The organism is Cupriavidus sp. CP313 (assembly GCF_054072015.1).
Genome location: NZ_JBSVZB010000005.1, coordinates 305053 through 330897, shown reverse-complemented (window position 1 = coordinate 330897; position 25845 = coordinate 305053). Strand labels below are relative to the sequence as shown.

Genomic DNA, 25845 nt, shown 5'->3' with positions numbered 1-25845 from the left:
TACCCGCCCGTGACTCTACGCCCGATTCATCGTCGTATGTCGAAATCCGTTCTCTGTCCTCAGCGTCAATGACCAGTCACCCGCAATCAGCATCTCGTCATCAGCAAGGCATGCGAGTTGCGATCATTGGGGCGTGTTACTACACGTCGCCGTCGCAGTTCTCGAAAGTGACGTCGGAATTCGTGGACAACCTACTGCTGGATCACGCCGCCGCCAGCAAGTGCTTCGTCAGTATGCGTCCGTCGGTCCCGTTGCCCGTAGAGCCGGGCGACAAGGCCTCGTGGATCCACAGCACGGGGAAGTATCTCGATATTTCCGCGTATGCGTCAGCGGCCTCGGTCGTCGGGGACCATGACCTGTATCTGATCTTGAACGATACCCTGTTCGCTAAGCATCCCTGGCGCATGATGGCGAGGCGGCTCGGGGCCCTGGTCCCGAGCCTAACGGCCATACGAGAGCCCGCCGCCGCTGGCGAGGTCCATCCTTCGACGGACTTGCTGCTGCTGGATGTGCGCAACCCGACCCGACGCCACCTGTCGACCTTCTGTTTCCTGCTGAACCGGGCGGGCTTCGACGTCTTCCAGCAACTCGCCCGGACGCTGCCGGGCGATGATTCGAACCTGTCCGTCCGCCGCTGGCTGGACGACCATGCCGACCAGCATGTCGCACTGAAGCACATGCTGCACGTACACCTGACCGGCCCCGTTAGCCCATGGTCCTGGAAGGGCAGGGTGAACGGCAACGTCGCGGAAGACCTGCTGCTGCGCAAGGCGGTGACGGTGGCGTTCGAGTACCTGTTCAGCGAGCAGGTACTGCGCCGTGGCGGCCTGGTCATGCCAATGAACATCGGGTTGAAATACCGCGTCTGCGCGAAGGCGGCTGCCTTGTATTCACGAATCGGACGTCCATGAAGCAGATTAAGATACTCGCCCTCGGGCCACAGGAAGTCATCCCCCCGGTTGACGGCGGCAAGGAGAGCATCCACGGCGCCCTGGCTTCCCTCGGCGAGCAGTTCGACGTCACCTACGCGTATCCGCGCGCGGAAAACAGCGCGGAGGCGGCCGCAGGCTACGCGGCTATCGGCGTTCGCCAGGTTGCTGTGCCGTTCAGGCCGGTGGAGTCCCTCGGCGTCATTCTCGGTGCCACGCTGCAGGGCAGGCCATACAAGTTCGAGAAATACTCGACGACGGCGGCCGCGCGTGCCTTTGCCGACGCCGTCGGTCCCATCCGGCCCGATGCCTTGATCTGCTTCCATCCGCACACGGTGGGGTTGGCGGAGAAGATCCGCCGTGCCGCTGGCTGGCGCGTGCCAATCCTGCTGCGTGAGCACAACGTCGAATACGAGCTGGTGCGCAGCTATCGCGATTCGCTGCGCGGACCGCTGCGGCTGGCGGCCAGCCTGTTCGCCAGCTTCACGCAGCGCGAGGAGATGCGGATCTGGACGCGCGTGGATGCCGTGGCATTCATCACCGACCAGGACCTCGCGATTGCACGCCGGCAGGATGGCCACAGCAACCTCTTCCTTGCGCCCGAAGGCATTCCGCTCCCCCCTCGTCGCGACCTGAGCGAAAGCGCCGCATCCTCGCAACTGCTCGTGTTGCTCAATCCCCGTGCTACGCAGAGTGTCGACAGCCTGAAGCGCTTCCTGCATACCGTGTGGGCGCAGGCGGCGCAGCACCCGCGCCTGCAGCCGCTGACGCTGGCCATCACCGGAGTGCAGCTCGAGCAGCTCGCAGGGCTCGTCGACATAAAGCCGGAGACGCTCACGGGCCTGCGGGTCAAGGCGCTCGGCTTTGTGCCGTCGTTGACGGCCGTCTTCGCCAGTTCCCTGGCCCTGATCTCCCCGACCTACGTCGGTGGGGGCATCCGCAAGAAGATCCTCGAAGGGATGGCCAACCAGTTGCCGGTGATTACTACGCGACTCGACGTGGAGAGCTGCGGATATTTCCAGGCAGGCCGGAACTTGATTGCATTCGAGTCCCCGGTCGACTTCATCGATGGCGCCGGGCGCCTGCGCGAAGATAAGGCTTACTGGGCGAGCATTTCAGAGGCCGGGCGCAGCACCGTCGAGACGCACGCGCACTGGAGGCTCTTTGCGGACAGGATTCGCGCGGAGATTCTCCGGCTGGTGGGCAACGAGACGGGGCGGCCGGGCCGGGACTAGCATGGTGATTTCCTGGCTACTGTCGATTGCTTTTTCGACAGCCATTGCATGCATGGCATTTGGTGCCGTTTACCGGCCCGAGGCGCTCGGCTACCTGGCGGCCTCGCCGGGCACGCTGCTGATTAGCTGCTGCCTGCCGCTGGTGTTGCTCGTGCGTCTGGTCGAAGGGCGCGCCCATTCGGCCACCAGCCTGAATGCCTGGTGGCTGGTGGCCTACGGCATCCTGGCCTCGGTGCTGTCCGCACTGTTCATCGGGCTCTCGCCGCTGTTCGCGGCGAAGTCGCTGACGTTGCTCGTGCTGTCGGCCGTCTGGCTGTCGCCGCTGCTGTTCTTCGATCACCTGCGCGTCCGGCACCTGCGCATGGGGCTGATTGCCGCGCTCGTCATTTGCGCGATAGGCTATGTCTTTCACGACCTCTTTCCCGGCAGCCTGCCGGGGGCGATCCGGGAGCTGGCGTTCGCGCCGGGCTACTTGGAGACTGGGGACCTGCGCACGCGCGGTTTCATGCAGGAGAACTCGCATTTCGCCACCCTGGTCGGGCGATACGCGATGATGGTCTACCTGCTCAGCGAGATGTCGCGCCGGTATTCGGCCAAGCGGCAGGCCGTGTTCATGCTGCTGATGATGGTGCTGCTGGGGGTCGTCGGGTCCAAGGGGGCGGCGATCAGCATCCTGGCGGCGTTCCTGTTCGTCAGCCTGACGCGCCGCCTGATTCCCTACCTGATAATCTTCGCGCCGGTCGTTATTGCCGTGGGCCTGCAGCAGGCGGAGGCCGTCGCCCACGACCTCAGCAATTTCACGTCGGGATCGACGCGAATGACGCTGTGGCTGGCCGGACTGGCCGGGCAGGTTGTCGATCCGCTCGGTTACGGCTACTACGGCTTCTATTGGGCCGTGCAGAACCACGGCGGGTGGGCCATGAACTGGCTCGGGGCACAGCTTCCCCTCAATTTTTCGGAGGTGGCCGAGATCGTCGAGAGTTTGAGCAACGTGTCGACCAAATCCACGCTGTTCGATTTCATGCTCGTGTACGGTGTATTCTTCCTGTGGATGATGGTCGCGCTGTGCCGGCGCCTCAACCTGGCCGATCCGCGCGCCAGGGCCGCCATTCTCTATTTTGTGCTGACTTCGCTGGCGAGCGCGGGTCACGAGTCGATCTCCTTCTTCCTTGGTTTCACCGTACTGCTCATTGCCTTTCCGCGCCTGGCACGGGAGCATGAACCAGCGGTCGCGGGTGGCTTGAACGTTGCAGTAGCAGGACGCCAAGCGGGGCGTCAGATGGAAGGAACATGATAATGACACGCAAAGGCATCATCCTCGCCGGCGGCTCCGGCACCCGGCTCTATCCGGTCACGCAGGCAGTTTCCAAGCAGCTCATGCCGGTGTACGACAAGCCGATGATCTACTACCCGCTCAGCACGCTGATGCTGGCGGGCATCCGGGACGTCCTGGTGATCTCCACGCCGTCCGATACGCCGCGTTTCTCCGATCTGCTCGGGGATGGCGGCCGGTGGGGCATGAATATCCGCTACGCGGTGCAGCCCTCGCCCGATGGCCTGGCCCAGGCGTTCCTGATCGGCCGGGACTTCCTGGACGGTGGCCCCAGCGCGCTGGTCCTGGGCGACAACATTTTCCACGGCCACGACTTGCCGAAGTTGCTGCGCAATGCCGACTCCCGCCAGGGCGGCGCCAGCGTCTTCGCCTATCACGTCCACGATCCCGAACGCTATGGCGTGGTGGAATTCGATGCCAAACAGAACGCGATCAGCATCGAGGAAAAGCCGCTGCAGCCCAAGAGCAGCTACGCCGTGACCGGCCTGTACTTCTACGACCAGCAGGTCTGCGACATCGCTGCGCAGATCCGGCCGTCAGCGCGCGGCGAGTTGGAGATCACGGATGTGAATCGCCACTATCTGGAGCGCAGCGAGCTCAATGTCGAGATCATGGGGCGGGGCTATGCCTGGCTCGATACCGGCACGCATGACAGCCTTCTCGATGCGTCGAGCTTCATTGCCACGCTGCAGAAGCGCCAGGGCCAGATGGTGGCCTGTCCGGAGGAGATCGCCTACGGCCAGGGCTGGATCGGCGCAGACAAAGTCCAGGCGCTTGCTGCGCCGTTGGCGAAGAGCGGCTATGGGAAATACTTGCTCAGCCTGTTGAAGTAGGGAGGAAAGCGATGCCTTTTGTTGCGACCCCGACGGCGCTGCCGGAGGTCATGATCCTGGAGCCGAAGGTGTTCGGCGATGACCGGGGTTTCTTTTTCGAGAGCTTCAACCAGCAGGACTTCCAGCAGGTCACAGGGGTGGATACGCCCTTCGTGCAGGACAACCACAGCCGCTCGTCCAAGGGCGTGCTGCGCGGCCTGCATTACCAAATCCGGCAGCCGCAGGGCAAGCTGGTGCGCGTGGCGCGTGGCGAGATCTTCGATGTGGCGGTCGACCTGCGCCGCAGCTCACCGAACTTCGGCAAGTGGGTGGGCGTGGTGCTCTCCGAGCATAACAAGCTCCAGCTCTGGGTGCCGCCCGGCTTCGCGCACGGTTTCCTGGCGACCACTGAACTTGCCGAGGTGCTCTACAAGACCACCGACTACTGGTATCCGGAGCATGAGCGCAGCCTGCTGTGGAACGACCCCACCGTGGGCATCCAATGGTCGCTCGAGGGCGAGCCGATGCTTGCCGCAAAGGACGCCGCAGGCAAGCCGTTCCACGACGCCGAAGTGTTCGACTGACGATCGGCCGGCCAATTTTGCCAGCGAGGCCCGCGGGCGGGCCGCCAGCCGTTCAGGCCGGCGCATCCTGCCCCGGCTGCGCGGCGAGGGTACGCTTCCTCTCGCGGAAGTAGAGCCATGCAAACGCCGCAGCGCCAAAGAGCTCCGTCAGGATGACGGAGACGATCGTGCCTTCCGCGCCCCAACGGAGGGTGAGCGGCACCACGTAGACCAGGTGGAGGGCCGTGGCGACGGCGTACACGTTCTTCAGCAGCCGCGTGTTGCCCATCGCCATCAGCCCGAGATTGCCATAGACCAGCGCGACGCCGATGATCGGCAACAGCACCGCCTCCAGTTTCAGTAGCCCGATCGACGAGTGGAACTGTTCGCCCAGCCAGAAGGTGACGGCCCAGTCCGCAAAAAGCTGAATCACGGCGAACATGCCGATGGCGGAGCCCGAGATCAGCAGCATCGCGGTGCGCAGCAGTTTGCGCGCCGCTGGCGGATCGATCGTGTTGTACTGGCTGATGCGCGGGTAGAACGCCTGCCCGACGACCACGAATACCGCTTGCGCCGCCAGGCGAATCTTATCCGCCATCGCGAACTGGCCGACGGCGACCGGGCCGTAGTAATGGTTCAGCAGGATCGAGTTGAAGTTCACGTAGAAGCTCACCAGCACGACCGACAGGAAGACCGGGAAGCCCTCGGTAAGCGTGTGATACACGTCGCGCGCCTTGACGGCGACGAGCGCCGCGAGTTTCTCCCGCGCCACGATCCACATGGCGGCTCCGGCCAGCACGACGTTGCCGATGCTGATGCCTAGCGCGGCGAGCGCCGCATCGCCTTCACCCCTGACCAAGACCACCACGCAGAGCACGCTGACCGCCTTGGAAACGAAGGTCGGCAGCACCAGCGATTTCATGCGCTCCAATCCTTGGAACAGCCACAGCGGCGTCAGCGCATTGGCGATCATGCCCAGGCTCAAGCCTGCAAAGACGGCCCAGTGCGAGCGAATATCCGGGACAAATGCAAAGCCGGCGAGCAGCAGCACCAGCGCACCGAGCATCAGCGCGAAGCGGCCGGCCGTCGTGCACGCGTACACGTCGTTCAGCTTGCTCGGATCGTCTCGGTGCAGCGACACCAGCCGGGTCGCTGTCAGATTGTAGCCGTAGTCGGTCAGGAGCATCAGGTACTGCATGATCGCCTGGCAATAGGCGAGCACGCCAAACTCCTTGACCCCGAGCACGCCGCCAAGATATGGCAGTAGCAGAAGCGGAAACAGGTAGTTGCCGCCTTGAATCAGGATCAGATACAGTACGGTCTTCTTGATCGAAGTGGTCATCGGTGTTCAGTGATGGTGTGCCCGGAACCCGAGTGCGGCTGTCGTCCTGTGCCGATTCGTTCCGCCGGGCACCGGCGCGCGTCGAGGGCCGGCGTCTGCTAAGCGGAGCGGAAAACCCAGTGCTTGCCGAGCAGGAAGCCGTTGAGCGTGACGATCGGATAGGACAAGATCTTGCCGATCATGGCGTTGTCTATAATGGCGTGTGCGGCCTGCACACAGGCGATCGTGATCACGTAGTTGAGGCCAACGATCACCAGAAACCTCAGAAATGAAGGCAGCGAAGACGGCGCGTCAAACGTGAGCTTTGCGTGTGCGGTGTAGTTGACCACCACGCAGACGATGAAAGCGACACTCGCCGCGACCCAGGCAACGGCGCCGTTCCACAGAAGGGCTTGCATGATTCCCAAGTCGAGCGCGGCGCAGACCACGCCGATGGCGACATACAAGAGAATCTGGGGCGATAGGGTGCGCAAAATAGGGCTGTCTGAGGGATCGGGCGGCTAGCATTTTACCATCCGGCCCTGATGCGAACCCAGCGCGCATGTGCCGCAGGCGCCGCCGACACGCGGCCGTTGGCATTTCCCAGCAAGGACTTTCATGACCGCAAGCAGCATCCAGTCGTTATGCGTAGTGTGTTCGAGTCTCACCCAGCCAGGCATCGCCCGGTGGCATTTTGTCTGCCCGGCGTGCGGCTACGAGGGCAGCTGGCTGGAACCCGTGATAAATGACCCGACGGCGCATCTCGCGCTGGACGAGGGCTTGCGCGAGGCAGGGCTGAAGGCCCTGCGGATGGAGAATTTCCGCGAGATCGTGAAGCTCATTCTCGACCTCACCAAGTCGGGGCGGCCATTGCTGCTCGATGTCGGGGCGGCGCACGGCTGGTTTCTCGATGTGGCCCAGGCACACTTCCGGTCGCTCGGCATCGAACCGGATATCGCGGTCGTGGAAAAGGCCGTGGCACGCGGCGTGCCTGTCCGGGCCGGCTATTTCCCGGATGCGCTGGAACAGCACGAAGCGTTCGATGTCATTGTCTTCAACGACGTCATCGAGCATCTTCCCGCAATCGGCGACGCGCTTGCGGCCTGCGCCGCCAGGCTCAATTCGGATGGCCTACTGGTGCTGAACCTGCCCAACAGCAACGGGCTGTTCTACCGCCTGTCGCGCGTGCTGGCGCGCGTCGGCTGGCAGGGGCCGTTCGCACGGCTCTGGCAGAAGGACCTGCCGTCGCCGCACGTGCATTATTTCAACCGCGAAAACCTAAACGGGCTGTTGTCGCGGTTCGGCTTCTCGCTGGTGCGCGATGCCGAACTGCCATCGGTGCGGCTCAAGGGCCTAGCCGCGCGGCTGCGCTGCGCCGATCCCAGCCTCGTGCGTTTCGTCGTCCTGTACTTGGGCACGCTCGCCGTCTTCCCGCTGACCCGGATGTTCCCGAGCGACGCAATCGTCTGCGTGTACCGCAAGGGCGCCTGACAGGGCAGGCGGCCGGTTACTTCCCGACCGGCGGCTTCAGCCTGCGGGCGGCGCGCTTGTGGATGGCCCGGCGCGGTACGGACGAGATGTCGTGTGCAATGAAGGCCAGTACGAACTGCAGGCCGATCAGCAGCAGGATGGCGGCCAGCATCACGGTGCCCGCTGGCGTGGTCACGCCCTTGCGCAGCGAATCTACCCAGTGATAGCCGCCGAAGATGAGCCCGGACACCATCATCAAGCCGCCGATTGGTAACTCGAGGGAGGCGAGCGACATGTCCCGCAGGTAGTAATTGTAGAAGATGCGCTTGCCAAAGTTGCGGACGTGCTTGAAGACGAATTCGCCGACGATCTTCCGGATCTTCAGGTTGCTCACTTCGTTTCCATACCTGGCATCCATCGGCACGTCGACGACCACCGCGCGCAGTGTGTTGAGGCGAAACAGCATGTCCGTCTCGAAGAAGTACCGGCGGCTGATCTTGTGGAACGGCAGTTGCCGGGCTACATCGCAATGGATCGCGGTGTAGCCGTTGGTCGGATCGAACAGGTCCCAGTAGCCGGAGGAAATCTTGGTCATGAAGGAGAGCGTGGCATTGCCGAAGAGCCGGGCTTTCGGCATCGCGCGGATCTCTTCCAAGTTGAAGAAGCGGTTGCCCTTCGTGTAGTCAGCCTCGCCGGCCAGGATCGGCGCCACGAAATCCGGGATCAGCGCGGGATCCATCTGACCGTCGCCATCGACCTTGACGATGACGTTCATCCCGTCCGCGATCGCGGCCTGGTAGCCGGTCATCACGGCACCGCCGACGCCCAAGTTCGCGCTGTTGTGCAGCACAACGACGCGCGGGTCACAGCAATGCTCCCGCACGTGGTTCCCGCTGCCATCGGGGCAGCAATCGTCGACGACGTAGATCCTCGCGCATTCCGGCCCGATATTCGCGATCAGGCCGAGGATATGCGCCTTCACCTTGTAGCAAGGGATGACCACGGCAACTGCCTGCTCCTGTTGCGTTGGGCCCATTGTCACCATTGTCAGTTCATCTCCAGTCGAATGTCTGTCAGCTCGGCCTCGGCGGTGTCTTGCCGGGTAAACTGCATCTGCGCGCGTGAGGCGCCGTCGGGCACGGGCAGCGATTCCGAGAACGAGAGCGGTGTCTCGCTGCAAGGCATGAGGCGGTAATACGGCGATCCGGTGCCCCACTGGATCAGGGCCACGAGGCGCCCCGTCGCTGACTGGCAGCGATAAGTCACGTGATACCGGAGCCTGGTCGCTCCGCTGGTCGGCACGGTCACCGGCATGGCGGCCGAGGGGTCATCTTTTGCGATCTTCACTTCGCCTGAAATCTGCTTGCGCAGGTCGAACGCCTCACGATAGGCCAAGTCGTGGCCGACGACCCGGTACAGCGTGAAGTTGCCGATGCGTAGTTCCGGATATCCGGCCTGGCTCAGGTATTCCCGCAGGAACCATTCCGGATGCTCGGGCGTGGGCGCGTCATACGTGCTCCAAATCACGAAGCCGACCTTCTCGTCTTTCACGAAGTTCGCCACGTGCGTGAGGCTCGTGGCCGCGGCAAAGCGCGCCTGGTGCGACGGGGAATACCAGTTGACGAGGACGGGATCGCCCTTGAGGTCCGCGCCGAACGGCGTGGAGGCAGGGTAGAGGACCGTGGCGCCAGGATAGCGTTCGTTGACGTAGGCGGTGAGCAGCTTCGCCGGATTGATCCGTTCCGCGATGGCGCGCCGTCCCGCCGCCGTGTAGGCCTGCTGTGGAGGGCCTTCAAAGACCCAGGAAACGCCGGGGAAGAAGTACAGATTGATGGCGACGCAGGCGAGGATCGCCACGCGCGCGACCGCCCGCTGCCATTCCTGGCCACCATGCTTTTCCCAAAGCAGCGCACTGATGATGACCGTTGCCAGCGGCAGTGCCGGAAACAGGTAGCGCCAGTACTGGATCATCGCGAACATTATGACGCCGAAGCCGGCGAGCGGAATCAGGACGATCCACAGCTTCCTGAGGTCCGTCCTGCCGACGGCGAGGAGGGCGATGAAAGGCAGGAACAGGTACTGGAAGCCCGCGACGAAGTCCTTCGACTCCTGGAAGCCGGAAGTCTTGAAGAACAGTCCCCAATAGCTCTCCAGGCTGAAGCCCTTGAGCCATCGGGTGTCCGCGAAGTTTGCCGCCTCGAAATAAGGGGACTTGAAGATGCCGTTGTAAAGGGGGAAGAACGGATTGCCGGTGATCCGCCAGGCGGTGACATACGCATGCAGCGCCATCGAGATCAACAGCAGGAGGAACAGGATCAGCAGAGCCGGGCTTCGCAGGCGCTGCGGGGGGTGCCCCAAACTGCGCGACAACGAGACCTGCAGCGCAGCCGCACCCACCAGCAGGATGCCGATCAACGCGCCGGGCAGCTTGGCCGCGACGCACATCGCGGCAATGGTGAGCACGACGAGCATCCGGCTGCCGAGCCAGCCGTCCCTGGCCTCCAGCGCAAAGCGGACGCCGCCCGCCATCATCAGCGCCAGGAACAACTCAGCCTGCAGCGCCCCGAGCAGGCTGCCGAGCATCGGAGTGCTGCCGAACAGCACGAGCATCAGCAGCCGGTCATGCCGCTTCAGCGAGAAGTGCGCGAGAATGGCCCAGATCTGCGCGCACAGCAGCAGTGTCAGCGCCAGGGTCAGCGCGCCGCGCGCGTCGTCGCCGGCGACTAGCGAGACGATGGCGTGCAGCAGCGCGACTGCGAACGGCGCCACCTCCCACACTTGCGTCACGACGTCGAACTCATAGACGTGACGATAGGTGAGCTGCGTCCACATTCGCAGATGCAGCGCGTTCTCGTCGTAGCCGACGGTCGGATAGAGCGCGTAGCGCGCGACGGCGCCCAGCAAAATCATCAGCAGTACGAAGTACCAGTACGGAATCTCGTCGAATGTACGCGTGCGGATCGCGACGCCGTTGACGAAGCCGCGCCAGCCGCGCTGCAGGCCTCCCGAGAGCAGGAGGGCCAGGATCGGTGCAGACAGGATCGCGACGTAGAACGCACGGAAATTGAGCGGGAAATGAATCAGCACCCCGAAGATGGCAAGCTGGACGGCCAGGCCCAGGAACACGCACAGCGACCAGTTGGCCGCGTCGCTCCCACCCTCAAAGATTAGGCGAAGCGAGCCGCGTCCCCACAGGAACGACGAGACAAGAAGCAGCGCGACCGCCGCGGTGGCGTCGAGGCCCACGCCGATGGCCAGATACACCGAAATAGCGACAGCAAAGAGCCGGTGCGCCTGCGTGGGCGCGTTCCGCCGCAGCAGCCACGCGATGCCCAGGCAGGCTGCGGTCCAGATTAGGAAATCATGCAGGACGCCGGCCGTCCAGTAGACCGGGAATTCCGGGGCGTAGTAGCGCAGGCCCGCGAGAACCCCCAGCACGGGTGCGATGGCGAGGACGACCGTTAGATGATTTCTTGTTTCCCGCAATCGGAGCATTGTCTTGTTCAGTAGAAGCAACATGATAGTGTCTGGTGCGCTACCAGCCGGGCGATTTCCCCCGCCGCCAGGCCATTCCAGCGCGCGGTGATCTTCTCGGCGGCAAACGCACTTGCGTCGTGTCGGGCCGCCGTTGCCATCCTGGCCGATGCCTCCCCGGCTTGATCCCAGGCAATCTGCTCGACGCCAAGGCCTGCCGTCGACGGCAGCGTGAACAGCAATAGCATGATGTCGACCTGCATCAGCACATCGCCCTGCCGGCTCCTGCAGCAGCTGCGGATGCCGGCCACGGTCGCGACGTGGGCGTGCTTGAGCCACGGCCACTGCGCGACCAGGGCTTCGTGATGCACCCGCGGATGCAGTGGGAAGCAGCTCGCCGGACCGAACAGGCTGAGGATGCTGACCGTGCGCTCCTGTTCCGCCAGAGCGTTGGCCACTATGGCGGTCATGTGCTCGGCGCCGCCCATGGCGTTCAGGGTCTCGCTCAGGAAGCAGAGATGGCGGCCCGTTTTCATGCGTTGGCCTCGCGGGCGGTGGGCAGGCGGCGGCCCTCGCGCAGCCAGATGCCGAGACCGAACAGCGCGGCCAGTAGGTTGGCGATCGCGTACCCCAGGATCGCGCCACGCGCCCCGAACGCCGGGATGGCGACGACATCGATGCCGACGGTGACGGCAAACACCAGCGCCCACTTGATCGCCACCAGTCGCGGACGGCGCATGTGGATGGGTAGCAGCGTCAGCGCCACGTCTGCGAAGATCAGTGTCGAGGCGATGGCCGAGAGCTGCAGCAGGTCCGCTGCGGAGGCATACGCCGAACCGTAGAGCAGCTGGACAATCCAGGGTGCACAGGCCGTGATCGTTAGGCCGCCCGCCAGCCCGACGGCCAGCATGCCGCCCGCGATCCTGAGGACGTTGCGCCGCGCCTGGGCGAGCGTCGGCTGGGCATAGACATAGATTGGGGCGATGCCCGCAGCAAGGATCGTGGCGAGCAGCACGAAGTTGTCGAGCACCTGCATCGACGCTGCATAGGCGCCGAACTCGGTCAGCGGCACAAGCGGCTTTAGCAGTAGCTGGTCGATGCGCCGCGCGCTCATCATCAAAATGAAGCTCAGCCAGAAGAGGGCGCCGTCGGCGATCAACTCGCGGATCAGCGCCGGCTCTGCGGCCACGCGGACGCGCGGCGCGCGCGCCAAGTAGAAGTGGGTCCACAGCACGGCCGCAACGGCCGCTTCGAGCACGAAGACCAGCGCGTAGGCCGGCACGCTGCGGACGCTGAACCAGAATAGCAGCGTCACACAGATCGCCTTCACGGCGAGCGCGGACACATTGATCACTGTATTGGGTCGGGTACGCGTACAGGCCTGCATCCACGCCGTGACGATGCCGAACGGCTCGCGCAACAGCACGGGCACACCGAGCACCAGCGCCGGCACCCAGTACTCCGGCCCCTGGCGCGTGACCAGCAGGAATCCGCACATCAGCAGATAAGCGAGCACGCCGGCCGACAGGCGCAGGCCGAATGCGTGGGCCAGCAGCCGGTGCTGGGCCGCCGGATCGCCGTTGGCGACCAGCCGAGGGATGATGACCTCGCTGCCACAGATCAGCGCGATCGACGCGGTCACGTAGACGACGGCCTGCGCATACTGGAAAAGGGCGAAGCCTTCGGGCCCGAGTCCGCGCGCCAGCATCGCCAGGATGCCGATGCCGCAGCCCATCTGCAGGCCGCGCTCGATCAGCATCCATGCTAGGTTGCTGGCGACCCTGCGTCTCATCGGGCGGGCTCCGCGCGGGTGCGGCGGCCGGCGGCGCCAGCCAGTAGGGCGTAGCAGGCGATCCATTGGCGAGCCACAGCCTGCAGGCTGAACGCCGCCAGCACGCGGTCGCGGCGCACAGCCTGGTCAGCTGTGGCCCCGATGCCGCGCGCCAACGCCCGCGCCATCGCGTGCGACAGCGCGGCCACGTCGCCCCGAGGAACGATCTCGCCCGCGTTGCCCAACAGCTCCGCTACGCCCGCCGCATCCGTTGCCACCACCGGGCATCCGCTCGCCAGCGCCTCTCCGACGACCAGCGGCATGCCCTCGATCTCCGAGGACAGCACGAACAGGTCGGCGGCGTTGAGCAGCGCTGGCACGTCGCGGCGCATGCCGAGAAGCGTGACGAGGCCATCGAGCCCGTTGCGGCGGACGGACGCCTCCAGCTCGCCGCGCAGCGGCCCGTCGCCGGCCAGCATCAGTCGGATCTCCGCTTGCGCAGCCGCAGGGGGCGTCCGCACGAGCGCGGCGAAGGCATCGATCAGCGTCTGCTGCGCCTTCTCCGGAACGAGCCGGCCGACGTTGACGATCAGCCGGGTATCGGGCGTGACTCCCAGCGCGGCGCGGGTCTGCAGCCGCCGTGCCGGGTCGGGACTGAAGCGGCTAGTGTCGATGCCATTCGGCATCACGCGGATACGCTCGGCCGGGACCGCGCCGGCGTCGATCATCGCCTGCCTGCCCGTGGCGCTGACGTGCGTGGTCAGTGCCGCCCAGCGGTCGGTCAACCGATAGGCGAGCATGCGCAAGCGGCCGCCCTCGCGCGCACTGTGGGCGGTGCACAGCACCGGCGGCGCGGCGGTCAGCGCGGCGAGCACCCGCGCCAGCAGATTCGCATGCACCATGTGCGCGTGGATGACATCCGGATGCCATTGCCTGACGAACGCGTGTAGCTGCCACAGCGCCCGCGCGAACGATGCCGGCGCCTTACGCATCTCGAGCGGGAGAACCGTGACGCTTGCGGGCAGCGTCACGTCGCAGCCCGGCGCCAGGCTCACCACGGCGACGGCATGACCGTTATCGGCGAACTGGCGCGCGAGCCCGGCCACCTGCTGCTCGGCGCCGCCCATTCTGAGGCCAGTGCAAAGCAGCAGGATCCGCATCGGCGGCGAGGCTCGCGTCAGCGTTGGGACCGTCGTCACCGGGCACCGTAGCCGGTCAGGATCGTCTGCAACGTCTTGACTGAGATCAGCAGGTCCAGCGCCAGCGAGCAGTGCTTGACGTAGTACAGGTCATAGCTGAGCTTGGTCACGGTCTCTTCGTGGCTGCCGGCATACCCCTGCTGCACCTGAGCCCAGCCCGACAGTCCGGGCCGCACCAGATGCCGGTACGGATAGTAGGCAATGGTCTCCGAGAACTCCTCGACCATAGGCGCCTGCTCCGGTCGCGGGCCAATCAGGCTCATGTGGCCTAGCAGCACATTCCACAGTTGCGGTATCTCATCCAGGCGGTACTTGCGGATAATGCGCCCGACGCCGGTAACGCGCGGGTCGCGGCGTGCGGCGAATATGGCAGGCGCGCTGCCATCGACGCCCATGCTGCGGAACTTGAGCATTACGAAAGGCCTGCCGAACAGGCCTACGCGTTGCTGCCGGAACATGGCACCGCCGGGCGTTTCGAGGCGGATCGCGAGCGCGACCGCGAGCCCCAAAGGCACGGCAAGTGGAGTCAGGCACAAGACGGTCCCGATATCCACCGCGCGCTTAAGGTAGCCGTAGAGGAAGTGGGCGGCGTAGTCGTCCAGGAAATTCTCATCGATGTGCGCCAGGCCAACGCGACCCGTCAGCATTTCCCCGACGCGTTCCACCGAATACATCCGGACATGGCTCATCTTGTAGTGTGCGAGCAGCCGCGTGCGTTCCGGGTCGCCGGTGGCGCTGCGCTCGACCATCAGGCCGTCGAAATGCCTGGCGTCCTCCAGTGATCCCACCGGCTCGAAGCGGATACGCGCCGGCGGTGCGGCGCCCGGCATGGCGAGGATGGATTCGAGTTGCGCCAGGGTATTCGGATCGGTATAGCCGAACAGCGGCACGTAGTTCTGCACGAAGCGCCGGTAGCCGGCCCAGATCCACGCCAGCGTGATGCCGTAAGCCAACAGCAGTGCGCCGCGTGAATACTCGATATGGAAGGCGGCAAAAACAAAGAGCAGGCCGCAGAAGGGCAGCGTCGCTGCCAGGCCCGCGAGGCTGTTGCCCTCCATGGCTGGCAGGTGCAACGAGCGGTGAAGCAGCATGAACGCGAACAAGTATGGCACCACTGACCATAGCAGCGTGCGCGTGAACACGTGGGTAACAATGCCGGCGCGATGTGCCATCTCGGCGCACACCGCGCTGAGCGCGAATAGCGCCAGGCCGATCACCGCCCAGGCCACCATCCTGCTGACCCGTCGCATGGTCTCGGATCCGCCGGTACGGCTGCGCAAGGCGCCGTGGCGCACGCTGTCGGTCTTGATGTTCATCATGTTGGCACCCGCGCAGCGCGGGGCTTTTGCGCCCGAGCGTCGCAATAGACGGACCACGTCGCTTCGGTCATGCGTTCCAGTCCATAGAGTTGCTCCCACCGGCGGCGCGCTTGGCTGCCAAGCGCAGCGCGCAGCGCACCGTCGCTGGCAAGGCGCCGCAGCGCGGCTGAGAACGCTCGCTCGTCGCCATGATCCACCAGTTGCCCGCGCCGGTTGTATTCCAGCTGTTCGCGGATGCCTGGCAGATCCGACGCGACGACCGGCAGGCCGGCTCGCATCGCTTCAAGCACCGACAGCGGAAATCCCTCATGGTCCGAGGCCAGCACAAAGGCCTGGGCCGATGCCAGCAGGGCTGGGATGTCGGTCACGTTGCCGGGAAACGTCACGCGCCCGGGCGCAAGCTGTTGCGCCAGCTGTTGCATGGCAGACCGCTGCGGACCGTCACCGGCCAGTACGAGTTCGCACTCTCCCAGACCAGCGCGCGCAAAGGCGCGAATGACCGCATCCGGGCGTTTGGGCGCGGCGAAGCGCGCGACCATCACGATTTTCCGCAGGGGTGCTTGCGGTGCGGCGCGTTGGCTGGTGTCGGCGATGCCGTTCGGGATCACCGTGATACGCGCTTCCGGGATGGGCAGTGCCTGTGCCAGCCGCCGCTCCGCTTCCGCCACGCAGATGACGCGTGCGGTCAGCGGCGCCAACATCCATTCCGCCACGCGCGCAGCGAAGCGCTGGCGTGCCGGAGCCTCGGGCTTGAACGCGAACCCATGGACTGTGTAGATGACAGGTATGCCGAGCAGGAATCCGGCGATGCGGCCCAGCGCGCCGGCCTTGGCGCTATGCGCGTGGATCAGGTCGGGCGCGGCCTGTTTCAGCGCCTTGACCAGCTCGCGCAGGGCAGCGATTGCTCGCCACGGAGACAGCGCATTGTCTAGCCGTGCCAGCCGGATGGCCTGGGCGCCCGCTTGTTTCGCGATATCGAACAGGGGGCCGTCGCCGCCGGCCAGCAGGACGGTATCGGCCTTGCCCGCCATCGACTGCAACAGGTCAGCGACATGCGACTGCGCGCCGCCGATCTCCGAATTGGTGATCAGATAGGCGATGCGAGGGCGTGGCGAAGGCTGGGCAGTTGGTCTCAAGGGTCTGTACGTCTGTAGCCGGGTCGCGGCCGCCATATGTCACAGGGCAATGCAAGCTGAGAGGGAGGTTGCCAGGTGCCCAGGCAGATTGCTGCCGGCTACCATGGCGCCCCAAAAGGGGAGCGGCCCAGGAGCGGCGGACAGGGCACCGCTCGATGTAGGACAGACTCCGAAAATTGTGTCCATCCGTGATAATGCGGCGATTATACCGCCCGGGGCTGCCGCAATCCGGCAAAATAGCACCCTTTGGTGCGTCGCATTTTCTGTTTCGAAAGTGCGGTGCGGCTGTAAAGCGATACAGGAAGCCACATGCAAATCGATCCCACCATTTTTAAAGCCTACGACATCCGCGGAATCGTGGGCAAGACTCTCACGCGCGAAGTTGCGCGCCAGATCGGGCTGTCGTTCGGTTCGGCGGCGACTGAGCTGGGCGAAAAAACCATCGCAGTAGGCCGCGACGGCCGTCTCTCCGGCCCCGACCTCATCTCCGGCCTGGTAGAGGGCCTGCGCGCCGCCGGCCTGGACGTGATCGACATCGGCCTGGTCGCCACCCCGATGGTCTACTTTGCCACCAACATCGAGATCGACGGCGTCCGCCCGACCTCCGGCATCATGGTCACCGGCAGCCACAACCCGCCGGACTATAACGGTTTCAAGATGGTGCTGGCCGGCAAGGCGATCTATGGCGAGCAGATCCAGGCGCTGCGCCAGCGGATTGAAGCCGGCAATTTCACCAACGGTGCCGGCACCTACAAGCAAGTCGATGTGCGCCAAAAGTACCTCGACCGCATCATCAGCGACGTTAAGCTGGCCCGTCCGATGAAGGTTGCCCTGGATGCCGGCAACGGCGTGGCCGGTGCCTTCGTGGGTGACCTGTTCCGTGGCCTGGGCTGCGAGGTGACGGAGCTGTTCTGCGACGTGGACGGCAACTTCCCGAACCACCACCCTGATCCCGCACATATCGAGAATCTGCAGGATCTGATGAAGGCCCTGCGCGAGACTGACTGCGAGCTCGGCCTGGCCTTCGACGGCGATGGCGACCGCCTTGGCGTGGTGACCAAGGACGGTCAGGTGATTTTCCCGGACAGGCAACTGATGCTGTTCGCTGAAGAGATCCTGTCGCGCAATCCGGGCGCCCAGGTTATTTACGACGTGAAATGCACCGGCAAACTGGCCCCCTGGATCCGCGAGCATGGCGGCGAGCCGCTGATGTGGAAGACCGGCCATTCGCTGGTCAAGGCCAAGCTGAAGGAAACGGGCGCGCCGATCGCGGGCGAGATGAGCGGTCACGTGTTCTTCAAGGACCGCTGGTACGGCTTTGACGATGGCCTGTACACCGGGGCGCGCCTGTTGGAGATCCTGTCGCGCCACGCGGATCCGAGCGCGGTGCTGAATGCGCTGCCGAATGCCAACAACACGCCGGAACTGCAGCTCAAGTGTGCCGAGGGCGAGCCGTTCACGCTGCTGGACCAGATCAAGGCGAACGCGAAGTTCGAAGGCGCGCGCGAGGTGATCACCATCGATGGCGTGCGCGTGGAGTATGCCGATGGCTTTGGCCTGGCGCGCCCGTCCAACACCACCCCGGTGGTGGTGATGCGTTTCGAGGCGGACAACGACGCCGCACTGGCGCGTATCCAGGCGGAGTTCAAGCGCGTGATCCTGGCAGAGAAGCCGGATGCTCAGCTCCCGTTCTGAGCGCGCGACGGTGCCGACGGCATCGTCGGACGCGGCCGGTGTGGCGCAGCCCACGCCGGCCGCGGTGCCGTTCACACTGCCGGAACGGCCGCGCATCCTGCTGGTCAAGGTGTCGTCGCTCGGTGACGTGGTGCACAACATGCCGCTGGTGCATGATCTGCGCGCGCGCTGGCCGGGTGCCGAGATCGACTGGGTGGTGGAAGAGGGCTATGTCGAACTCGTCCGGCTGTTGCCGGAGGTGCGCCGGGTAATTCCGTTTGCGCTGCGGCGCTGGCGCAAGCGCATCCTGCAGGGCGGCACCTGGCGCGAGGTGGGCGAGGTGCGTGACGCGTTGCGCCAGGAGCGCTATGACGCGGTGATCGAGAGCCAGGGTTTGCTCAAGACCGCGGTGGTCGCGCGCGTGGCCGCGCGGGCGCCCGGTGCGCCGATTATCGGGCTGGGTAATGCCACCCAGGGCTCCGGCTATGAGCCGGCGGCGCGGCTGCTATACACCGATCCGGTGCGGGTGCCGCGCCAGACGCATTCGGTGCGGCGCTCGCGCTTGCTGGGTGCTGCGCTGACCGGGCTTGCGCCGGCGGAGCCGCCGCAGTTTTTCGGGCCTGCTGCGCAATCGCTGCATGTTGACGATCCGCTCTGGGGCGACTTGCCTGCGCGCTATGCCGTGTGCTTCCATGCGACTGCTGGCGCGCGCAAGAAATGGGCGGTGCAGAACTGGCATGCGCTGGGCAAGCGGCTGGCTGATGAGGGTCTGGTGATGTTTCTGCCGTGGGGCAATGACAAGGAACGCCAGGCTGCCGAAGAGATCGCTGCCGGTGTGCCGCAGGCGAGGGTGTTGCCGCGTTTCTCGGTGATGCAGGGCTTCGGGCTGATCAACCGGGCCGAGGTGGTGATCGGGGTCGATACGGGCCTGGTCCATATCGCCGCGGCGCTGTGCCGGCCGACGGTGGAGATTTATACGGCCACGTGGCGCTGGAAAACTGAGGGCTACTGGTCCGGGCGCATCGCCAATGTCGGTGACGACGGCGTGGTGCCGTCGGTCGATGAGGTCTACGACGCGGCTTGCCGCGTGCGCGGAGTGGCTGCCTGATGCTGCGTTTGCTCTATAGCTTGCTGTGGGTGGTGGTGCTGCCGCTGGCGCTGCTGCGCCTGGCCTGGCGTGCGCGCAAGGAGCCGGGTTACGTGCAGCATGTCGGCGAACGCCTGGGTGTCTATGGCAGCCTGCCCCGGAAAGGTCCGTGGCTATGGGTCCACGCCGTGTCAGTAGGCGAGACCCGCGCCGCGCAGCCGCTGATCGACGCGCTGCTCGGCGCGTATCCGCACCACCGCCTGCTGCTGACGCATATGACGCCTACTGGCCGCCAGACCGGTGCGCAGCTGTTCGGCAAGGAGCCGCGCATCCTGCAGTGCTACCTGCCGTATGACCTGCCATGGCTGGTGGGGTGTTTCATGCGGTATTTCCGGCCGCAGGCGGGCATGCTGATGGAGACGGAGGTGTGGCCCAATCTGGTGCGCGGCGCGCGCAAGGCCGGAGTGCCGCTGTTCCTGGTCAATGCGCGCCTGTCGCCGCGCAGCTTCCGGCGCACGGCGCGGTTTGGGCGCGCTGCGGCGGTCATGTATGGGGATTTTGCGGGCGTGCTGGCGCAGACGGTGGGTGATGCCGAGCGCTTTCAAGCGTTGGGCGTGCCGGCGGTGCAGATCACCGGCAACCTGAAGTTCGATATGCAGCCGGCGCCGGCAGGCGTTGCGCTGGGTGAGCGGCTGCGCAAGGTCTTTGGTACGCGTGCGGTGCTGGCAGCCGCCAGCACGCGCGAGGGAGAGGAGCCGATGTTGCTTGACGCCTTCTCCCGTTGGCGATCACTGGCGGGCGATGTCCCGCGTCCCGCTCTGCTGCTGATCCCCCGTCACCCGCAGCGTTTCGATGAAGTCGCCGCGATGGCGGCGCGTGCGGGGTTCTCGGTCGAGCGCCGGAGTGCACTGGATCTTGACGGCATCCAGTCGCCGCTGACTGCCGATATCGTGCTGGGCGATTCGATGGGCGAGATGGCGATGTACTTTGCTGCGTCGGATCTTGCCTTTATCGGTGGCAGCCTGTTGCCGCTCGGGGGGCAGAACCTGATCGAGGCCTGCGCGGTTGGCACGCCGGTACTGGTTGGCCCGCATACCTTCAATTTTGCGCAAGCGACGGAAGACGCGATCGCCGCGGGCGCTTGTCTGCGCGTCGACAATGCCGATGCGCTGATGCGCACCGCGGCAAGCGTGCTGGCCGATCCAGCGCGGCTGGCGGATATGCGCGCGCATGCGCAGACCTTTGCGGGCCTGCATCGCGGCGCCACCGTGCGCACCCTCGCTGCGCTGGCCCCGGCGCTGGAGGGCTGATCCGGTGCTTACCCTGGTGCCTTGACCAGGGCGTCCCACTGCAGGGCAAGCCGCTCCAGCGTGAAATGGCTTGCCTTGTGGCGGCCACCGGCGCCAAGGTGGTTCGCCAGTTCCGGTTGGCGGATCACCGTCAGCAGCGCCTTGGCCAGCGCATCGGCATCATCCGCGGCAACCATCAGCGCATCCTGCCCCGGGGTGAGCAGTTCGCGGGGTCCGGTCTCGCAATCGGTCGATACGATCGGCAGGCCAAAAGCCATCGCTTCGATCAGCACCAGCCCGAATCCCTCATAGCGCGAACTCAGGCAGAAGACCGATGCATGCCCGTAGGCCTGCGCCGGATCCTGGCAGATACCCGGCAGGCTGGCCCGGTCTTGCAGTTGCAGCTGGCCGATCAGTGCAGTGAGGGCAGGGCGCTCTTCGCCTTCGCCGTGGATGACCAGTTGCCATTCCGGTTCCGCTTCCGCCACCTTCTGCCAGGCGCGCAGCAAGACATCAAAGCCTTTCGCCGGAACCAGCCGGCCCATGGCCAGCACGGTCTTCTGCATGCGTGGCGCGGGTTCGGCCGGCATCGGAAACGGCAGCGGATTCGGCAGGCAGACGACCTCGCTGCGCGGCCGCAGTGCCTCAAGCCAGCGGCGGCGGTCCCGCTCTGTCAGCACGACTACCTGCCGGCAGAACTGCGCGGCCAGTCGGCGTGCCACCTTGCGCGCCGGCTTGCCGAGATCCTCGTCGAAATGGCAATGCTCCCACGCGATATGGTGCAGGCCCAGGCCGAGGGTGGCAGGTAGTACGAAGAGTTCGAGCATGGTGTCGACCTGTACCAGCACATCGATGCGATGCGCGGTGCAGTGCCTGCGGATGCCGGAAACCGTGGCGAAATAGGCGCGTTTGAAGGAGGGCCGTTGCGCGTACAGCGCTTCATGGCGCACGCGCGGATGCAACGGAAACTGGCTGGCAGTGTCCCAGAGGCTCAGGATGGTGACATGATGGCCAAGGTCGGCCAGCGCATTGGCGATCGTTGCGGTCATCCGTTCCGCGCCGGCCATCGCATTCAAGGTACCGGTCAGGAAGCAGATGTGCCGTCGTGAGTCCTGGCTCAACTGGCCGCCTGCGCGGGCGAGGCGTCCTTGCGCGCAACCACGTAGGCGAAGCACACGGCCATGATCAGGCTGTAGAAGGCATTGACCAGGGTCGTGCTGAACATGACCTCGGTCAGGCCGAACACCATGAAGCCGCAGCACAGGGCCAGGCCCATGGCGCTGGCAACCTGCGTGCCCCGGTCTGCATTGCCAAGGTGGCGCAGGAAGAAGGCGGCCGGTACCAGATACAGGGCAAGGATTGCCAGTAGGCCCGGGATGCCGAGCGTGGCCGTAGCATGCAGGAGTTCATTGTGTGAATGCGGCATGGTGGCTGCCATTGGGGTGATTACATGCTGCGCCGCAAGCGTTTGCAGGGTCCACTCGAACTTCTCCGGCCCTACGCCGGTCCAGGGGTGAGCCTGTATCATTTCCAGTGAGGCCCGCCAGAGCTGTAGCCGTATCCCGGTTGGGGTGTCCAGGGTTACATGCTGAGAGAATTGAGACACTTCGGATACAACGTCTGCCGTGCGCTGCTGCACGCGGGCGCTGCCGAGCCACGCGAGGCTCATGAGGCCAGCCAGCCCAACCATGGCCGCCGCCTTGTGCATCCGCGTCAGCCTGTGTGATGCAGCTAGCGCAATGAGTGCCAGCACGGGGATGGCGAGCCAGCCGCCACGCGTGCCGCTCATGTATGAGGCGTACAGGCCGGCAAAGCCAGCCAGCAGCTTCAGGCCCGATTGCAGATAGCCCCTGGGGCGATCCCATCCAATTGAAATCAGGGCGAGTATTCCCATCAGCATGGAAAGATTGCTAAGGGGAATGATATTGGAGAACCCTACGTGAGCTGGGCGACCGGCAGCAGTCGCCTCGTGGATCCAAGCGGCGGAAAGGAGTGCGCAGGCCACGAAACCCCACTGAACACTCCGCATCCCACCCCTGCCAAGCCGTACCATCCCAAAAACCAACGGAATGAACAGTGCAAAGCGCAGGTACAGGTAAGAAACATGCGGCTCCTCCGCCCCGGCCAGCAGTTGCTGCAGCAGCACCGCAAGCGGCAGTGCCGCCATGGCCAGCATGAACAGCCAGTATCGGCGCAGCAGCGCGCCACATTCCGCCAAGCCCGCACGCCCGCCGGCAACGAGGGTGCAGGCGCTCCAGCCGAGCAGGAGTCCGTAGCAGATATTGCTGAGCGTCGGCTTGACAAACATCAGCGCGGGGAACGCCGCCAGGATGGCGCAGGCGGCCAGGTAGAAGGCTTTTTCGATCCCATGAGATTGGGATCTCTGCAATCTCATCATCAAGAGCATGGAGGAGCATTCCGATGGAAGGGTTTGTGCACCCGGGGGTGTGCCGTTCCATCCTTCATTGTTGTCACCGCCTTTTGAGCAGCGGAGCCCTTCGGTCGCATTGCTGCGCCAGGCGGGGCGATTATATCGGATGGCCGTGGTCGTATTTCTGAATCTCCCGCATCCTAGCCGCCTGGCGTCGTATTGGCGTTACAGGATGTATGTGCCTTATTCGCTCCTTGAGTGGCGGCGGTGTGCAGGTCGCTTGCTAAACTGATGGTCTGGAGGCAGGGTGCACCGTTCGGCATTCGCGATGGCATACCCGCCGACTGCACAAGCCATGCGGCCGTTATTACGCGGCCTATCACAGGAGTTCTTCATGCACAGCCGTACCTGCCTGCTTCCCTTTGCTCTGCCTGCCCGCGGCGCGGCCGCTTTGCTGGTGGCAGCCATGCTCGGGGCCTGCACGACCGCGACAGCACCGGACCTTCCCTCCGCCGGCACCAACCTCAACCAGACCCAACCCTCCGGCCCCAGCCGCTGGGAACTGGTGCGCTGGCAGCAGCCCGACGGCGCGCTGCGCGATATCCCGCACGGCGACAACGGCCAGCCCATCATATTTGAGTTCAATGAGGGCATCGATGCCGCGCAGGGCACGGTCAGCGGCACCAGTGGCTGCAACCGCTTTGCCGGCAGCTATGGCAAGACCGATACCGGCATCCGCTTCGACCGCATCGCCGGCACGCGCATGGCTTGCCCGCCGCCGCACATGGAACTGGAGTCGACCCTGCTCAAGGCGATGCAGACGCCGTTTGCCACGGTCGGCACGCAGCCGTCGGCGGGCAGCACGGGTCGGCAGATCATCTGGAAGACTGCCGGCGGTGACCTGCTGCAGTTTGTCGAGCGCGAAGGCCTGGGCAAGCGCGGTGCGAGCGTGGAAGCCGGTGGTGTGGAGAAGGTGGTCTATATCGATTCGCAGCGCGTGGAGTGCTCGGGCGTGGGCAAGATGACGTGCTACCGCTGGCGCGAATTGCCGGAGGCGCCGTGGCAGCTCTGGTATGGCCCGATCGAGGGCCTGGACTTTGAGCCGGGCGTGGCCTACAAGCTGCGCGTGCGTGAGTACCAGGTGCCGAACCCGCCGGCGGATGCGTCGTCGATCCGCTGGCAGCTGCTTAAGGTGGAGTCGCGTACGCGGGCGAAGTAGGGCGCGACGCCGTTCATGCAAATGGGCCGCAGTTGCGGCCCATTTGCATTGCGGCGTTCTCCGGAGGGTCAGGTGCGCGGTGCGCCCGCGGGCGTGGCTTCGCGCCGCGTGCCGCGGCGCTCGACCGAGGCGCGCGGGTTTGCCGGGGCCCTGGCGCCGGCCTGGGCGGGCGCGGGCAGCTTGTACAGCGCGCCCGGCGACGAGGTCAGCAGGGTGTTGATCTGCACCACGTCGGCTTCCTGCAGCACGCCAGTGGAGGCCTTCAGCCTCAGGCCGTTCATGATGGTGTCGTAGCGGGCCTTGGCCAGGTCGCGCCGGGTGGAGAACAGTTGCGCTTCGGCGTTCAGCACGTCGATATTGATGCGCACGCCCACTTCATAGCCGAGCTGGTTGGATTCCACCGCGCTGGTGGCCGAGCGTTCGGCCGCTTCCAGGGCCTTGACCTGCGCCAGGCCGTTGGACACGCCGGAGTAGGTCTGCCGGGCCGTCTGCGCGGCGGTGCGGCGCGCGAATTCCAGGTCGCTGGCGGCCTTGTCGGCAAGGGCCAGGGTCTCGCGCACACGCGACTGGATCTGGCCGCCCGCGAAGATCGGCATGGTCAGCTGCACGCCGATCTGCGAGGCGTTGTAATGGGTGGAGATCGCCTGCGTGGCGCTGCCGGTCTGGTTGGTGAAGCCGTATGAGGCCACCAGGTCGACTGAGGGCAGGTGGCCGGCCTTGGCCTTGTTGGTCTCGCGCTGCGCGGTTTCCAGGTTGTAGCTGGCCAGGTTCACCTGCAGGTTGCTGGTCTCTGCCTGCGCGGCCCAGGCGTTGACGTCGGGCGGCTGCGGGCCGGGGATGGGTGCCTCGGGGCGCAGGCCCAGCACTTCGTCGACCGGCTTGCCGGTGATCTGCTGCAGCGTGGCGCGCTTGATCTCCAGGTCGCTCTGCGAGGCGATCTCGGTCGAGGTGGCGAGGTCGTAGCGGGCCTGGGCGTCGTTGGTGTCGGTGATGGTGGCGGTGCCGACTTCAAAATTGCGCTTGGCCTGCTCCAGTTGCTCGGAGATGGCCTTCTTCTGCGCGCGTGCCAGGTAGAGGTTGTCCTGCGCCGCCAGCACGTCAAAATAGGCCTGCGAGCTGCGCGTGATCAGGTCGAGCTCGGCCTGGTGGAAGCTGACTTCACCGGCCAGCGACGCCAGTTCGCCCTGCTTGTAGGTTTCCCAGCGGTCCCAGCGGAACAGCGGCTGGCTCAGTTGCAGCTGCCAGTTGTTGTTGTTGAAGAAGCGCGTGCCGGAGGCGCTGGCCCCGGCGCCGACCGGCAGCGAAGCCGTCTGGTCGAGCTTGGTGCGGTTGGCGCCCGCGGTGCCAACCACCTGCGGCAGCAGCCCGGCACGGCCCTGGGGCAGCCGTTCGCGCGTGGCCAGCAGCTGCGAGCGCGCGCTGGCAAACTGCGCGTCATTGGCTTGCGCATCGCGATAGACCTGCAGCAGGTCGGCCGCGCTTGCCGGTGCCGCCGGCAGCATGGCCAGCAGCGGGGCAAGCAGGGAAACCGCGATCGCCAGGCGTGTCCGGATCACTCCGGGCAGGGCGTTGGGCGCAAACGTCATGAAAGCTCCAGGTTGCCGGGCGCGGGCCGCGGCTACAGTCGTTTCTTCTTGGTGTTG

22 protein-coding genes are annotated in these 25845 nt (G+C 65.3%); 10 read left to right on the top strand and 12 right to left on the bottom strand.

Features of this window, described 5'->3' with window-relative positions; translation table 11 throughout:
• The first annotated feature begins 110 nt into the window (after positions 1-110).
• Genes ACW4E8_RS10165 through rfbC form a run of 5 tightly spaced genes read left to right on the top strand, consistent with a single transcriptional unit; the run spans position 111 to position 4893 of the window.
• A complete protein-coding gene (locus tag ACW4E8_RS10165; RefSeq protein WP_456804375.1) occupies positions 111-911 on the top strand; it encodes a hypothetical protein in 801 nt (266 codons plus the stop codon).
• The gene (locus tag ACW4E8_RS10160; protein ID WP_456804374.1) at positions 908-2164 is read left to right on the top strand and encodes a glycosyltransferase; all 1257 of its coding nucleotides are present in this window, start codon (positions 908-910) and stop codon (positions 2162-2164) included. Before ACW4E8_RS10165 ends, ACW4E8_RS10160 begins: the two co-directional genes overlap by 4 nt.
• Position 2165: 1 nt before the next feature.
• Positions 2166-3458: a hypothetical protein gene (locus ACW4E8_RS10155; RefSeq protein ID WP_456804373.1), complete on the top strand. Its 1293-nt coding sequence runs from the start codon at positions 2166-2168 to the stop codon at positions 3456-3458.
• 2 nt (positions 3459-3460) lie between these two features.
• Positions 3461-4330 (top strand): glucose-1-phosphate thymidylyltransferase RfbA, encoded by an 870-nt coding sequence (rfbA, locus tag ACW4E8_RS10150; RefSeq protein ID WP_456804372.1) that lies wholly within the window; start codon positions 3461-3463, stop codon positions 4328-4330.
• A gap of 11 nt (positions 4331-4341) precedes the next feature.
• Entirely contained in the window at positions 4342-4893 is a 552-nt protein-coding gene (rfbC, locus tag ACW4E8_RS10145) for a dTDP-4-dehydrorhamnose 3,5-epimerase (protein WP_456804371.1), read from the top strand.
• A gap of 52 nt (positions 4894-4945) precedes the next feature.
• Here rfbC and ACW4E8_RS10140 read toward each other — a convergent pair whose 3' ends face one another.
• Complete coding sequence (locus ACW4E8_RS10140) at positions 4946-6214, bottom strand: oligosaccharide flippase family protein (protein ID WP_456804370.1); 1269 nt, start codon at positions 6212-6214, stop codon at positions 4946-4948.
• A gap of 98 nt (positions 6215-6312) precedes the next feature.
• Positions 6313-6660: a GtrA family protein gene (locus ACW4E8_RS10135; protein WP_456804369.1), complete on the bottom strand. Its 348-nt coding sequence runs from the start codon at positions 6658-6660 to the stop codon at positions 6313-6315.
• 151 nt (positions 6661-6811) lie between these two features.
• On the opposite strand from ACW4E8_RS10135, the gene ACW4E8_RS10130 reads away from it, so the two are divergent.
• The gene (locus ACW4E8_RS10130; protein WP_456804368.1) at positions 6812-7684 is read left to right on the top strand and encodes a class I SAM-dependent methyltransferase; all 873 of its coding nucleotides are present in this window, start codon (positions 6812-6814) and stop codon (positions 7682-7684) included.
• 16 nt (positions 7685-7700) lie between these two features.
• Here the strand turns inward: ACW4E8_RS10130 and ACW4E8_RS10125 are convergent, their stop codons facing one another.
• Genes ACW4E8_RS10125 through ACW4E8_RS10095 form a run of 7 tightly spaced genes read right to left on the bottom strand, consistent with a single transcriptional unit; the run spans position 7701 to position 16598 of the window.
• Positions 7701-8699, bottom strand: coding sequence for a glycosyltransferase family 2 protein (locus tag ACW4E8_RS10125; RefSeq protein WP_456804367.1), 999 nt, complete (start codon positions 8697-8699; stop codon positions 7701-7703).
• Between the two features lie 11 nt (positions 8700-8710).
• On the bottom strand, positions 8711-11182 hold the full coding sequence (locus ACW4E8_RS10120; RefSeq protein ID WP_456804366.1) for a hypothetical protein: 2472 nt from the start codon (positions 11180-11182) through the stop codon (positions 8711-8713).
• Entirely contained in the window at positions 11167-11673 is a 507-nt protein-coding gene (locus ACW4E8_RS10115; protein WP_456804365.1) for a hypothetical protein, read from the bottom strand. The genes ACW4E8_RS10120 and ACW4E8_RS10115 overlap by 16 nt, the downstream gene beginning before the upstream one ends.
• Complete coding sequence (locus tag ACW4E8_RS10110) at positions 11670-12929, bottom strand: lipopolysaccharide biosynthesis protein (protein WP_456804429.1); 1260 nt, start codon at positions 12927-12929, stop codon at positions 11670-11672. Before ACW4E8_RS10110 ends, ACW4E8_RS10115 begins: the two co-directional genes overlap by 4 nt.
• Complete coding sequence (locus ACW4E8_RS10105) at positions 12926-14068, bottom strand: glycosyltransferase (protein WP_456804364.1); 1143 nt, start codon at positions 14066-14068, stop codon at positions 12926-12928. The genes ACW4E8_RS10110 and ACW4E8_RS10105 overlap by 4 nt, the downstream gene beginning before the upstream one ends.
• A gap of 35 nt (positions 14069-14103) precedes the next feature.
• Positions 14104-15423, bottom strand: a complete 1320-nt coding sequence (locus tag ACW4E8_RS10100) for a sugar transferase (RefSeq protein ID WP_456804428.1) — start codon at positions 15421-15423, stop codon at positions 14104-14106.
• Entirely contained in the window at positions 15423-16598 is a 1176-nt protein-coding gene (locus ACW4E8_RS10095; RefSeq protein WP_456804363.1) for a glycosyltransferase family 4 protein, read from the bottom strand. The genes ACW4E8_RS10100 and ACW4E8_RS10095 overlap by 1 nt, the downstream gene beginning before the upstream one ends.
• Positions 16599-16871: 273 nt before the next feature.
• Between ACW4E8_RS10095 and ACW4E8_RS10090 the strand changes: the two genes are divergently transcribed.
• From ACW4E8_RS10090 to waaA, 3 genes are read left to right on the top strand one after another with little or no spacing between them, the layout of a single operon-like run.
• Positions 16872-18257 (top strand): phosphomannomutase/phosphoglucomutase, encoded by a 1386-nt coding sequence (locus ACW4E8_RS10090; RefSeq protein WP_456804362.1) that lies wholly within the window; start codon positions 16872-16874, stop codon positions 18255-18257.
• Positions 18238-19344 carry a lipopolysaccharide heptosyltransferase I gene (waaC, locus tag ACW4E8_RS10085; protein WP_456804361.1) on the top strand — a complete coding sequence of 369 codons (1107 nt, stop codon included), beginning with the start codon at positions 18238-18240 and terminating at the stop codon, positions 19342-19344. The genes ACW4E8_RS10090 and waaC overlap by 20 nt, the downstream gene beginning before the upstream one ends.
• Complete coding sequence (gene waaA, locus ACW4E8_RS10080; RefSeq protein ID WP_456804360.1) at positions 19344-20633, top strand: lipid IV(A) 3-deoxy-D-manno-octulosonic acid transferase; 1290 nt, start codon at positions 19344-19346, stop codon at positions 20631-20633. Before waaC ends, waaA begins: the two co-directional genes overlap by 1 nt.
• An 8-nt stretch (positions 20634-20641) precedes the next feature.
• Here the strand turns inward: waaA and ACW4E8_RS10075 are convergent, their stop codons facing one another.
• Entirely contained in the window at positions 20642-21733 is a 1092-nt protein-coding gene (locus ACW4E8_RS10075) for a glycosyltransferase family 4 protein (protein WP_456804359.1), read from the bottom strand.
• A complete protein-coding gene (locus ACW4E8_RS10070) occupies positions 21730-23019 on the bottom strand; it encodes an O-antigen ligase family protein (protein ID WP_456804358.1) in 1290 nt (429 codons plus the stop codon). Before ACW4E8_RS10070 ends, ACW4E8_RS10075 begins: the two co-directional genes overlap by 4 nt.
• 358 nt (positions 23020-23377) lie before the next feature.
• Between ACW4E8_RS10070 and ACW4E8_RS10065 the strand changes: the two genes are divergently transcribed.
• Positions 23378-24202, top strand: a complete 825-nt coding sequence (locus ACW4E8_RS10065; RefSeq protein WP_456804357.1) for an META and DUF4377 domain-containing protein — start codon at positions 23378-23380, stop codon at positions 24200-24202.
• A 68-nt stretch (positions 24203-24270) separates the two neighbouring features.
• Here ACW4E8_RS10065 and ACW4E8_RS10060 read toward each other — a convergent pair whose 3' ends face one another.
• Positions 24271-25788 (bottom strand): TolC family outer membrane protein, encoded by a 1518-nt coding sequence (locus ACW4E8_RS10060; protein ID WP_456804356.1) that lies wholly within the window; start codon positions 25786-25788, stop codon positions 24271-24273.
• Positions 25789-25845: the final 57 nt, after the last annotated feature.